This window comes from Pontibacillus salicampi (assembly GCF_042434395.1).
Taxonomy (GTDB): Bacteria; Bacillota; Bacilli; order Bacillales; family BH030062; genus Pontibacillus; species Pontibacillus salicampi.
In genome coordinates this window covers 35,554-48,664 of record NZ_JBHLTP010000023.1, presented here as the reverse complement: position 1 = coordinate 48,664, position 13,111 = coordinate 35,554, and the positions used below count along the sequence as shown (strand labels likewise).

The following is a 13,111-nucleotide window of genomic DNA, read 5'->3' as shown; positions in this document are numbered from 1 at the left end:
CCCCTTAGTGACTATATTATTATAAGTATAAGGGCTTCTTAAGAGTTAAGATAACTCCTAAGAAGCCCTGTTTGTATGCTGATCATCTACTTTTTTCCATACCTCAAAAACTTGACAATTTCCATCATAATAACAGCTCCGAGAGCGAGGGCAGTTGCAATAAGCCAATCTGTTATACCAAATGCGGCTGGGATGTGAAATACATCGCGAGCAAACGGTAAGACGGTGATGCCATATAGGACAAATCCAAGGGCGACTGCTCCTGCCACGTATTTGTTACTGAACAATCCAATGCTTATGGCTGATTTGGTATTGGATCTGGTAGCAAATGTTTGGAGCGTTCTGGATAGAATTAAGGTTGTGAAGGCCATTGCCACTCCCATTTCGTTGGAGTGGCTTAAGCCGATATAGAAGGAGCTTGTTACTGCAATCGCTATTAATATGCCTCTTGTTAGGACGGCCTGCATGGTTTTACTGTCCAGGATTCCTTCATTGACAGGGCGTGGCTTTCGTTCCATTACGTTTGGTTCGGATTTCTCGACACCTAATGCAATGGCAGGAAGCGAGTCATTGACAAGGTTAATGAATAACAGCTGTAAGGCAGTGAATGGGTTTGGCAGGTTAAAGATTACTGCATATAAGATAGTAAGGATTGCTCCTAGGTTCCCTGCAAATAAGTAGCTGATTGACTTCTTAATGTTATCGAATACAGTACGTCCAACTCGGATTGCATTGACGATGGAGACGAAATTGTCATCGGTTAAAATCATGGCGGAGGCATCTTTGGCAACGTCGGTACCACTCCCCATGGCAATTCCTATGTCTGCTTGCTTTAAAGCGGGGGCATCGTTTACACCGTCACCAGTCATCGCAGTAACAGCGTTGCGGTGCTGCCAGGTTCGGACAATGCGTATTTTATTTTCAGGTGATACCCGGGCATATACAGCAATCCTGTCTAACTTCTGTTCTAATTCCTCCGCGGACATGGTATCCAGCTCTTTTCCTGTAACGGCTAAATCGTCTTCATCCATTAGGCCAATTTCTCGTCCAATTGCCTGAGCGGTTGTTTTGTGATCGCCGGTAATCATAATGGGGCGAATACCGGCTTGTTTGGCTTGTGCAATAGAATGAAAGACTTCTTCCCGTGGTGGGTCCATCATTGCTGTTAAACCAACCAATACTAAGTCCTGCTCCTCATCTTGAGTGATATCTTCTGTTCCGTCTGGTAACGGCTTGTAACCAAGTGCTAATACCCGGAGTGCCTGATTTGAGTAATCCTCATTTGCTTTTCGGAAAAGATCAAGCATATCCTCTGTTAGAGCCTGTTCTTCTCCATTTATTAATACGTAGCTTGCACGGTCGAACATCACATCAGGACCACCTTTAGTAAGCATCAGGGTGTTGTCATGTATCTGATGTACCGTGGACATTAGCTTGCGATCAGAATCAAATGGTAATTCTGCTATCCGTGGATAAAGGTCTTGTATTTGTTCATATCCCGCTGTATGCTTGTTAGTGAAATGAATGAGTGCAACCTCTGTTGGATCTCCCACTTCTTGCTTGTCTTGATTGATATATGAATCGTTGCATAGGGTGCCAATTTGAACTAATAGTTGCTCTGATTCATCCCAATCAGCGTTGTTTTCTGGCAGGCTCTCCCTCGTATGCATAGGTAAGAAGTAATCGGTAACAGTCATTTTATTTTGCGTTAAGGTTCCAGTCTTGTCTGTACATATAATACTTGTGGAGCCTAATGTCTCTACAGCAGGAAGCTTGCGGATGATGGCGTGTTGTTTTGCCATTTTATTTGTTCCGACAGAAAGGACAATCGTTACGATAGACTGGAGCGCTTCAGGAATAGCAGCAACTGCAATGGCTACTGAGAACATAAGAGCATTAATTAAGGCTGTTGTCGTATCTGCTTCTCCATTACCAAACCAAATACGTGCTGCTTGAACAGCGAAAATGAGCACACAAAGAATGAGTATTGCGATGCCAAGCCTCTTACTAAAAACATATAAGTTACGTTGCAATGGTGTCTCTTTCTGTTCTGCGGAGGAGATCATGTCAGCAATTTTACCGACTTCTGTTTTTTCGCCTGTCCCTGTGACGACCAACGTCCCACGACCATATACAACGAGAGAACTGCTAAATACCATATTACGCTGGTCACCAAGCGTTACTTCTTCATCAATAACCTCTGCCGTTTTCTCTACCGCTTCCGATTCACCTGTTAACATTCCTTCATTCGTTTTTAAAGAACCGCTTTCAAGCACACGTCCGTCTGCAGGAACGTAATCGCCTGCTTCTAGATACACGACGTCTCCTTGCACAAGCTCCCTGGCCTCTACAGTTTGCTTCACCCCATCCCTTATCACTTTCGCCTCAGGAGCTGACAAATTCCTTAACGCTTCAAGGGAGCCTTCTGCTTTCCTCGTTTGCACTACACTAATGACTGAATTAATAAGCAATACCAGGAAAATAATCAACGATTCTACTAGCTCACCAATAATGATTTGCACACCTGCTGCTGACAGAAGGACTATAACCATCGGATCTTTAAAAGTCTCTATAAAAAGCTTCCAGGTAGGGACTCTTTCCTTGTTTTCCAATTCATTATAACCATCTCGCTGTAGCCTCGTTTGCACTTGTTCACTGGTTAAACCCTCATGTGTGGAATTGGTTGCTTTAAGTGTATCTGAAGTGCTTTGTTGATAGTACTCCATGTCATTCCTCCTCTTCGTCCTTCTCCTCTTCGAGTTCCTTTACAGTAACTAAGAGCTTATCAACCAGAACATGATCCATGTCAACAACTTCTAACCGTAACCGTTCCAATTCTATGGTGTCACCCTGTTTAGGAGTGTCGCCTAGCTCATTTGTAATTAATCCGCCTAACGTATGAAAGGCTGTATTGTCGAAACGGTCATCCTCTAATGCAAAATAACGGATAAATATATCAACAGATAATTGACCATCCACCAGCCAAGAATCTTTATCATATTGAACAATTTTCCCGTTTTCTTGGCTGCCTCCAGGAGTGGTTATGTCACCAACGATGACTTCCATAAAATCATAAAGTGTTACAAAGCCTTCCACACCGCCGTATTCATCTAATACGACAGCTTCGTGATATCCAGAAGCCTTTAATGTCTCTAAGGCTTGAAATACTTTTACGTGTTCCGGTAGGACGCATGCTTGGTCAATACAATCCTCCATAGTGAAGCTTTCCCTGTTTAACAGTTTTGTGAACACGCGACTTGTGTAAATCACGCCTAAGAAATGATCCAAACTTCCTTTCCCAACCGGAAAACGGGAATGGTCACTATTACTGATTATCTGCATATTCACTTCAAAATCACTTTCCACATCAATCCATGTTAACTGCGTTCGAGGGACTAGAATGTTACTAAGCCTTTGATCGCCCATGCTAAAAATCTGATCTACCATTTCATGTTCCACTTGTTCTATATTTCCACTATGGACACCTTGTTTTATCATGTGCTGGATTTCTTCCTCTGATACATCTGCTTCTTTCGTCGTTTGGACACCTAACATCTTCAGGACAGCATTGGTGGAATAATTGAGCACGAGAATAAACGGTTTGCCTAACTTCGAAAAGAAATACATGGGTTTTGCAATGGTAATAGCAACTTTCTCTGGATATTTAAGGCCAATTTGCTTTGGGGCAAGCTCCCCAATTACTAGTGTTAAAAAGGTCGTGAGTCCAACCACCAAAACAGTACTTAATTCTGTACTCCATTGTCGCAAGTAGGCAACGCGGTTCAAATAAGAGGCCAGGTCATCAGCAAATGCTGCACCTCCAAAGGCACCGGCAATGATCCCAATGAGCGTAATGCCGATTTGAATGGTTGAAAGAAGATCACCAGAGTTCTTAGAAAGATGCAAAGCAGTTCTTGCTCTCTTATCTCCCTTTTTTGCTAATTGCTCCAATCTACTTCTACGGGAAGTGACAACCCCTATTTCTGTCATAGCAAAGATGCCATTTAACACAATTAAGAATAACAGAATGATGATGGAAATTATTATATGATCCATTGCTGCCCCTTTCGTTTTGTCGACGTTCCAGCTACACTAAAGTGCCGGTCATTAGCTGATTCATATGAAGACTAGCTTTATTTTTCTATGTATTAATATTGCCATAATCATTTATAAATTCCCACTTTGACTGAAAGTTATGCAGAAGGGAATCGAAGCAGTAAAATGGAAGGGTATTCAGTTTTAATGCGCTGCTTTTACATATACATGTTTCTTCACAAGTATCCTGTTGCATTAGAATAGTACTTTTTTGTCCATCTCGAAAAGGTCAATCGTTATAATAAGTTTTCCTAATCGGACACTTTTTACTATATATTTCCAAAAGTAGAGCGAGGAGTATGAAAATATAACTATTGATTCTTCATGTGGTATGGATTCTGATTTATAATTAAATTATTTAACAGAATTGTTAGACAAGATTAATACGCTTAGGGAATTGAGGAGGCTGGAGCAATTTGGAATCGAAACTACTGGATTTATTAGCACAGCGCTATGATAGTGAGGAAAAGATAGTTACGGAGATTACGAACCGGGAGGCTATTCTCCATCTGCCTAAAGGGACGGAGCATTTTGTTAGTGATTTGCACGGAGAATATCAGTCCTTTCAGCATGTGCTGAGAAATGGTGCTGGGAAGGTGAAAGAAAAGATTCGAGATATGTTCCAGGAGGAGTTATCTGATCAAGAGATTGATGAGTTTGCGGCGTTGATGTATTATCCCGAAGATAAGCTGAAGCTTGTTAAGAATAATATGAATAATGAGAAGGAGCTCCATCAATGGTACTCCGATATGATTGACCACATGATTAAGCTGATCCCCTATGTGTCCTCGAAGTACACTCGTACGAAATTACATAATGCATTACCAGAGCAGTTTGTGTTTATTATTGAAGAGTTGTTATATACGACTGGTGATGATATGAATAAGAAGCAGTATTATTCTAAAATTGTCCAACAAATTATTTCTCTCGGTCAGGCTGATAAGTTTCTTATTGGGTTGGCGTACACCGTGCAGCGGCTAGTGGTGGACCATCTGCATGTTGTTGGGGATATTTATGATCGTGGGCCTGATCCGGATAAGATTATGGATACGCTTATTGATTATCATTCTGTAGATATTCAGTGGGGGAACCATGATGTGTTGTGGATTGGTGCGTTTGCTGGGTCGAAGGTGTGCCTTGCTAATATTATTCGGATTTGTGCTCGTTATGCGAATTTGGATATTATTGAGGATGCGTACGGTATTAATTTGAGGCCGCTGCTTAACCTGGCGGAAAAATATTATGAGGATAATCCGGCGTTCCGCCCAAAAATTCAAGCTGGCGAGAAGATTTCTGATTATGAACAGCTGCAGAGTACGAAGATTCATCAAGCGATTGCGATGATTCAATTTAAGCTGGAAAGTCCTATTATTAAGAGGCGTCCGGATTTCAATATGGAAAATCGACTTTTGCTGGAGAAGGTGGATTATAATCGGAAGGAAGTCACAATTCGAGGTACTACCTATCCGTTAGAGAATACGTGCTTTGAGACGGTGGACCCGAAGCAGCCGGAAGCTTTGCTGGAGGAAGAGGCAGAGGTGATGGACAAGCTGTTATTCTCTGTGCAGCATTCGGAGAAGCTGGCGCGGCATATGAATTTTCTCATGAAGAAGGGCAGTTTGTATTTAAAGTATAATAACAATCTGCTCATTCATGGCTGCATTCCGTTAGACGATGACGGTAAGATGGCAGAAATGACAATAGGGGATAAACCGTATGCAGGTCGGGAGCTGTTGGATGTGTTTGAGTCGTATGTCAGGTACGCGTTCTCTCATCCAGAGGAAACGGACGACTTGGCGACTGATATTATATGGTATTTGTGGGCAGGAGAATATTCCTCCCTCTTTGGTAAAAAGGAAATGACTACCTTTGAGAGGTATTTTATAAAGGATAAACAAACGCACAAAGAAATAAAAAATCCGTACTATTATTTACGGGAAAAGCAGGAGGTTTGCTGTACGATTCTGCAGGACTTCGGTCTAGACCCTAGCCATGGGCATATTATCAATGGTCACACTCCGGTGAAGGAAATCGAAGGGGAAAACCCCGTGAAGGCCAATGGAAAAATGATTGTGATTGATGGTGGCTTTTCCAAGGCGTATCAATCAACTACCGGCATTGCCGGCTACACGCTGCTGTTTAATTCCTATGGGATGCAGATCGTGGCACATAAGGAATTTACCTCTAAAGAGGATGTGCTGGAAAACGGGACAGACGTTTTATCAGTAAGAAGATTGGTAGATAAAGAGCTGGAGCGGAAAAAGGTACAGGAAACAAACGTTGGTGAGGAGCTAATGCAGGAGATTTCCATATTAAAAAGTCTATTGGAATATCGATATATGAAATAATGTCTAGACTGGGGAGAGACTCTTGGCTTTATAGGGGGGGACCTGATAGTATGGTCCTTCCTCCTTGCTTTCCTAGTTATTCTCATTGTACGGTTGTGATTTATGGAAGGGAGGCAAGAAGCTATGACGAGAGTGGTCATCTTTGCTGAGAAGCCATCGCAGGCAAAAGCCTATGCAGAAGCCTTTACGATTCAGGAGAAGACGAAGACCTACATACAATTAAAGCAGGATGAGACCTTTCCAAATGGTGCGACTATTACGTGGGGAGTCGGACATCTTGTGGAATTGAAGGAGCCTCATGATTATAAAAAAGAGTGGAAGAAGTGGAAGCTTGAGGAACTCCCGATTGTTCCTGATTCCTTCAGGGAGAAAGTTGCCAAAGGCAAGTGGGAGCAGTTTCAAGAGGTGAAGAGACTGTTCCAGCAGGCGGATGTGCTTGTAAATGCAGCTGATGTGGACCGGGAAGGCTCGAACATTTTTTATAGCATTCTTCGCTTAACAGGTGTGAAAGGGAAGCCAGTGCAACGGTTGTGGATTAATTCATTGGAGAAGGATGAAGTACGAAAAGGGTTCAAGCAACTACAAGGAAATGAAAAGGATCTTAGGTTATACGATGAGGCGAAAGCGCGGCAGATTAGTGATTGGATGGTAGGGATCAATGCCAGCCGCCTGTTTACGCTTCTGTTGCAGAAGCGTGGCTTTGGAAGCTACCTGACCATTGGCCGGGTGCAATCGCCTACGGTGTATTTAATCTATCAACGACACAAGGAGATAGAAAATTTTCGACCGGAACCATTCTATCAGCTAGAGGGGCTGTTCCAATCGGGGGCTGGCGCCTATAAAGGCCTTGCAGACATCAAAGAGAAGGATAAAGCGAAGGTCGAGGCGCTGATGGACAAGCATGGGCTTAAGGAGAAGGAAGACGTAACCGGTGTCGTTCACAGCGTAGATAAAAAGACTAAATACCAAAAATCACCGAAGCTCCATTCCCTGTCCACGCTGCAAAGTATGGCAAATAAACGCTGGAAATATCCACCGTCTAAAGTGCTCAAGACAATGCAAAGTCTGTACGAGAAGCGGCTTGTCAGCTATCCAAGGACAGACTGTAATTATATCACCGAGAGTGAGTTTGGTTATTTGGTGAACCATTTAGATGCCTATCAGAATGCGTTAAATGTCTCCTTTACCCCTGCATCCCTAAAGCCAAATAAGCGATACGTCAACAGCAGTAAAGTGCAGGAGCACTATGCGATCATTCCTACGAAGACAGTTCCTAGCGAGAAGAAGCTAAGCGGGCTAAGCCGCGAGGAACAGAATCTCTACTATGAAATTCTGGCAACAACGCTTGCGATGTTCCATAAGGACTACGTATATGAAGAGACGACCATCTTCACTGATGTCCAAGAGCTCTTATTTAAGACGACAGGAAAAAGAGAAGTGAGAAGCGGTTGGAAGGAGCTATTTCCTAAGCCTTCAAAATCAAAGCAGGATCAAGAGCCAACGCTGCCCGATGTGAAGAAGGGGGAGGAGGTAGGTGCGAATGTGCAAATAAAAGAAAGCATGACGCAGCCACCGAAGCCATACACAGAAGGTCAGCTTATCAACATGATGAAAACGTGCGGTAAACTGATGGATGAACAAGAGGATGTGGAGATTTTAAAGGAAGTCGAAGGTCTGGGAACAGAAGCAACTCGCTCCAGTATCATCGATACCATTAAAGCCCAGAAATATATTGAAGTAAAAAAGAACCTCGTATCGATTACCGATAAAGGAATCATGCTGTGTGAAGCGATTGAAGGAACGCTATTATCAAGCCCTTCTATGACTGCAAAATGGGAATCCTATTTAAAGAAAATAGGCAGCGGAGAAGGGTCAAAACAAGTCTTTATTCAGCAAACCGTCCAGTTCATGGAGAAATTAATTCAAGAAACTCCAGGCGCTATTGAGCACGTTCACATTAAAAGCACAGAGCAAAAAAAGAAGTGGAACGAACCAATCGCCAAATGTCCTGCATGTGCTACGGGCTCTATTGTAGATCGTTATAAATTTTATGCCTGCTCCAACTATAAACAGGGCTGTACGGTAACCTTCCCGAAAAGACTAGCTGGAAAAACGTTAACCCAGAACATGATCAAAACGTTGTGTGAAAAGAAACGGACGAGGGTTTTAAAAGGGTTCAAAGGGAAGAAGCCCTTTAGTACAGCTTTAATGCTCGATGAAGAGTACAACATTAAATTTGATTTCACAAAGAAAAAAGCTGAATAACAAAGAGCTGCCAACACGACGAGTGAAGGCAGTTTTTTATATGTGGAGGAAGGCTCTTATGTAGTTGCTAATTTCTTATACACTCTCCCCGCTAATCTCCATAGTCCATAGATAAGGAGTACATTGAGAAGAAACGCACTCGGGTTAATAAATAAACCATTGTTTCCATTAAAAAAGTTATCAAAGAACCACCCACTATTGGGCTCTTGTTGATAAATCGTCACATAATGAAACGGAGAGCCGTAGGTGTAGCTTCCTTTTCCATCTTCTACATATGCACTGGGTAGTAGTATAGGCTATATTAGATAGTTTTTGGTTGATTTGTAATGTAAAATGGTCCACATGGAAGACTTTTATTGCAATTTTAGGTGGTGTTATATAAATGTACAATGTCCTAATAATTGAAGATAATAAAGATATAAATTTGATGATCGCTGAATCACTGAAAAATGAAGGATATAGGGTGAATTCATGTTTTAATGGAGCAGATGGGATGCAGGAAGCAAAGAGGAACGTATATGATTTAATCTTGTTAGATATAATGCTCCCTTACTATAGTGGTGATGAAATATTAAGAGAGATACGGGCAAATTCTGATACTCCAGTTATTATCATTTCTTCTAAGAACATAATCGGTACCAAAATAGACTTTCTAAAGTTAGGAGCTGATGACTACATTACGAAACCAATGGATTTAGGGGAGGTTTCTGCACGTATTAGTACGAACTTACGTCGTTCAAATAAAATAATTAGTGTCCTAACATATAAAGATTTGGAATTAGATATTCAACATAAAACAGTAATGTTAGGTAGAGAGGAGATAAATCTTACAGCCAAAGAGTACAGCATACTGAAATTATTAATGCAAAACCCTGGAAAAGTTTTTTCGAAAATCAATATCTTTGAATCCTTATGGGATGAGGAATATGTTGGTGACGATAACGCTGTTAAAACACATATGAGTAATTTGCGAAATAAGCTAAAAGATTTTAATCCAAATGAGGAGTACATTGAAACTGTATGGGGACTAGGATACAGACTATATAAACTTTGATTAAAAAAATTTTCTTAACCTTTTCTTAACCTTTCCATATTATTCTTAGAAATAAAGAAAGGATAAAGGTGATATCGATGACAGAGTTCATTTTAAAAACAAATGAGTTAACAAAAACATATGGAAGATTTAATGCTTTACATAATGTATCCATAACTTTGAAGCCAGGAAAAATTTATGGGCTAATTGGTCAGAACGGATCTGGAAAAAGTACGTTAATGAGAGTTATCTCTGGCCTTAGTTTCCCAACATCAGGTGATTTGGAGCTTTTTGGGAAGAGTTCCCCGAGAGCAATGCAAATAGAACGAAAAAGACTTGGTACCATGATCGAATCCCCTAGTCTCGTACTAAACATGAACACTAAGGAAAACATGAGAGCTCATAGGATAATGAGGGGGATACCTAATGAGGAAATAGAAGACGAACTAATTGAGTTAGTAGGGTTAGGTAGTACTGGAAAAAAGAAGGTTAAGAACTTTTCTCTCGGTATGAAACAGCGTTTAGGAATTGCTATTTCACTCATCAACAATCCTGAGTTACTTATTCTTGATGAGCCTATAAATGGACTAGATCCAATAGGGGTTATGGAAGTAAGGAATTTAATACTAAAATTATGCAGGGAAAAACACATTACGATTCTAATATCGAGCCATAATCTTCCTGAGTTATTCCAAGTAGCGACAGATTATATTATTATTCATGATGGAGAGGTGAAACAAACATTAACTCTTGAACAATTAGAAAATAAATGTCAAAGACATATACTTATAGAGTGTGAAGAGCCTGACAAAGTATTAGGAATACTAGAAACAGAGTTAGCTACAACAAATTACAAAGTTCTTCCAAATAAAACTGTCAAACTTTATGATTATGTAGATAGAAAAAAAGAAGTAGCAAGAACCCTTTTTGATAATGAAATTATGTACACTAATTTTTCTGTTGAAGGAGATACATTAGAAAATTATTTTCTTTCTGTTATTGGGGGGTGAAAAAAATGATTAATTTGATTAAGTCAGATTTGTATAAATTAAAAAAAACGAAGTCCATTAAGGTTTTGTTTATAATAATGTGGATTGCAGCTATAGCTGTAACTGTAGTTTCCAATTTATTAGCTAAGGGAACAATAGGTCCCGAAGTTAGTGGACCAATGTCTGGTCTTAGTGATGTAATGACAGTTGCTATTGTTGGTCCTTTTTTAGCTGCTATATATTTATGCGGTGACTTTGATAATAAAACGATCAATGATGCCATTTCTTCATGTGGAGTTGGAAGAGGTTACGTTATTGTTAGTAAAGCGATTGTCTACTATTTGCTCGTTATGCTGATGCTAATTCCATATATGGTGGTAACTCTCATTGCATTTTCTACTGGAGCAGAATTTGCGGAGCCTTTCGCTGCGTCTGTATTTCTTAGCATTTTAGGTAATCAAAGTGAATTGGAACTTACTTCTTTAGTGTTTGGTAAGATGTTTCTAATTATGTTAGTTATGATCATTGCATATGCCTCACAGATGACTGTATGTGTCTTTTTATCCTTTCTTTTCAGAAAGTCTTCTATAGTAATATTTGTTGGTTTTGGCTTGATTTTGGTTTTGCAGATATTTGGAACATTAGGCATAAAATATAATTCGGTTGAAAGGTTTCTATCCTTCACACCATTTTCTATAGGTAATTCCTTTCTGACAATGGATGTTGGGACAAATGTAATTTTAAAAGGAATTGGAATAAGTTTGCTATTTTGTGTTTGGATTCTAAGCATGACTAACGGGGTATTTCGTAAATCAGAGGTAAAATAAAACGGAAAGTTGGGTGAAATATGCAGTTTGTAGTTGTATTTTTAATAATAACAGTTATTTTGTTATTACTATATATTGTTTTAATGCAACTGCAAATACGTAGCATTAATAATCAACTTACTAAACGCTTAAATGAAAACAGTCGACAACCTGTTAGTGTGGAATTGTTTAATAAAGATATTAATAGTCTAACGGCTAATATAAATAGATATATCAAGGCAGAAGAGATACTTCGTATTAATAGTATTCGCGAAGATAGAAAACTGAGAGAATTAATTGTGAATATATCTCATGATTTACGAACGCCACTAACTGCAATTAAAGGTTATCTTCAACTTCTGAGAAGAAGTAACCTCACAGGTGATCAAATAAAAAAATTTGAAATTGCCATGAAACATACTAATGACTTAGATAATTTAATACAATACTTTTTTGAATATTCCTATCTATCTAATATGGAACCAGAATTAAACTCAATGAGATTAAATATAAACAAAGTTGTGACGGAGTGTATAGTAACATTTGTTCCAAAGCTAGAAGAAAATAATTTAGCTGTTAAGTTTGAAAACACACCTCCAGTTTACGTACTAGCGGATGAAAAAATGGTAAAAAGAATTATCTATAATCTCCTAGGAAATTGTATTAAGCATTCATCTGGAAATATTGAGATGAAAGTAATTTTAGATGATTGGGCTATCATCTCCATAAAAAACCCAATAAAGAGTACTGCTAATATAGATGAACAAAAGCTATTTGATCGTTTTTATACAGGAGATAAATCGAGAGGGACATCTACTGGGCTAGGGTTAGCCATTGTTAAAATACTAGCTGAACAATTGGGGGGGAGTACTGAAGCAATTGTCAAAAACAGACTCTTGGAAATTAGGGTAAGGTTACCTCTTGATAAGACCCCATCATAAACTCAAACAAATTAACATAACTACGCTGGTTCTAGAAGTTTAAAGTAAGTGGGTACTGCTGATGTAATAAATTGAGCAACATGATGCCCAGTTAATGAATTATACTTACTTTTTGGTTGGTGTTCTCGAATAACTTGTTCAATTAAGCAGAATTTCTCTGATGTTGTTAATTCTTCCTTTTCTTCGCCTGCCTTTCGAGATTGTCTAGCTTTTTTAAGAAGTCATACTGAGCTTCTAAGTAAGCAATTCGTGCTTGAGCTTTCTCTAACTGCTCGTCTGTAGTGAGTTCTTTTGAAGAAGGACGTCCAGTTGACCCTTTACCTCTACCTTAGGTGTGAAAGCCTTCTTCCCCATATTCATCATAGGTTTCACGCTACCGTCTCAGGCACTGTTTACGCTTCTTAGCCCCTATGACCCCCATATACCATTCTCTGAAAAAATCTGATAGGGTCCTTTGCCCTGTAAGTTCTGTTTAACTGTATTTGGCATTTATTCCATGTATGAAATGGCATTATATTTTTTGAATATAAAAAGACCTTAAATATTATCATCAATGAAATGTATAAAATGATGATAATATTTAAGGTCTTTTTGTTCACGAAGTTTGTTCAAGTAAAGCCCCCGTTGTGGAAGA

8 protein-coding genes are annotated in these 13,111 nt (G+C 39.5%); 6 read left to right on the top strand and 2 right to left on the bottom strand.

Features of this window, described 5'->3' with window-relative positions:
- Positions 1-86 precede the first annotated feature (86 nt).
- Together ACFFGV_RS19935 and ACFFGV_RS19930 are read right to left on the bottom strand one after the other, a co-directional pair.
- On the bottom strand, positions 87-2,726 hold the full coding sequence (locus ACFFGV_RS19935) for a cation-translocating P-type ATPase (protein WP_377351649.1): 2,640 nt from the start codon (positions 2,724-2,726) through the stop codon (positions 87-89).
- A gap of 1 nt (position 2,727) precedes the next feature.
- A complete protein-coding gene (locus ACFFGV_RS19930) occupies positions 2,728-4,056 on the bottom strand; it encodes a hemolysin family protein (protein WP_377351647.1) in 1,329 nt (442 codons plus the stop codon).
- Positions 4,057-4,511: 455 nt separating this feature from the next.
- Between ACFFGV_RS19930 and ACFFGV_RS19925 the strand changes: the two genes are divergently transcribed.
- The 6 genes from ACFFGV_RS19925 (at position 4,512) to ACFFGV_RS19900 (ending at position 12,477) form a co-directional block, all read left to right on the top strand.
- The gene (locus ACFFGV_RS19925) at positions 4,512-6,443 is read left to right on the top strand and encodes a fructose-1,6-bisphosphatase (protein ID WP_377351645.1); all 1,932 of its coding nucleotides are present in this window, start codon (positions 4,512-4,514) and stop codon (positions 6,441-6,443) included.
- A gap of 123 nt (positions 6,444-6,566) precedes the next feature.
- Complete coding sequence (locus ACFFGV_RS19920) at positions 6,567-8,708, top strand: type IA DNA topoisomerase (protein ID WP_377351643.1); 2,142 nt, start codon at positions 6,567-6,569, stop codon at positions 8,706-8,708.
- Positions 8,709-9,090: 382 nt separating this feature from the next.
- The gene (locus ACFFGV_RS19915) at positions 9,091-9,762 is read left to right on the top strand and encodes a response regulator transcription factor (protein ID WP_377351641.1); all 672 of its coding nucleotides are present in this window, start codon (positions 9,091-9,093) and stop codon (positions 9,760-9,762) included.
- A gap of 77 nt (positions 9,763-9,839) precedes the next feature.
- Positions 9,840-10,751 (top strand): ATP-binding cassette domain-containing protein, encoded by a 912-nt coding sequence (locus ACFFGV_RS19910; RefSeq protein WP_377351640.1) that lies wholly within the window; start codon positions 9,840-9,842, stop codon positions 10,749-10,751.
- A 5-nt stretch (positions 10,752-10,756) separates the two neighbouring features.
- Positions 10,757-11,557, top strand: coding sequence for an ABC transporter permease (locus ACFFGV_RS19905; RefSeq protein ID WP_377351637.1), 801 nt, complete (start codon positions 10,757-10,759; stop codon positions 11,555-11,557).
- Between the two features lie 20 nt (positions 11,558-11,577).
- A complete protein-coding gene (locus tag ACFFGV_RS19900; RefSeq protein ID WP_377351635.1) occupies positions 11,578-12,477 on the top strand; it encodes a sensor histidine kinase in 900 nt (299 codons plus the stop codon).
- Positions 12,478-13,111: the final 634 nt, after the last annotated feature.

Bases quoted from the DNA above. Each gene is read 5' to 3' on its own strand.
- ACFFGV_RS19920 (WP_377351643.1), top strand. From the start codon at position 6,567: ATGACGAGAGTGGTCATCTTTGCTGAGAAGCCATCGCAGGCAAAAGCC.
- ACFFGV_RS19910 (WP_377351640.1), top strand. From the start codon at position 9,840: ATGACAGAGTTCATTTTAAAAACAAATGAGTTAACAAAAACATATGGA.
- ACFFGV_RS19915 (WP_377351641.1), top strand. From the start codon at position 9,091: ATGTACAATGTCCTAATAATTGAAGATAATAAAGATATAAATTTGATG.
- ACFFGV_RS19935 (WP_377351649.1), bottom strand. From the start codon at position 2,726: ATGGAGTACTATCAACAAAGCACTTCAGATACACTTAAAGCAACCAAT.
- ACFFGV_RS19930 (WP_377351647.1), bottom strand. From the start codon at position 4,056: ATGGATCATATAATAATTTCCATCATCATTCTGTTATTCTTAATTGTG.
- ACFFGV_RS19900 (WP_377351635.1), top strand. From the start codon at position 11,578: ATGCAGTTTGTAGTTGTATTTTTAATAATAACAGTTATTTTGTTATTA.
- ACFFGV_RS19905 (WP_377351637.1), top strand. From the start codon at position 10,757: ATGATTAATTTGATTAAGTCAGATTTGTATAAATTAAAAAAAACGAAG.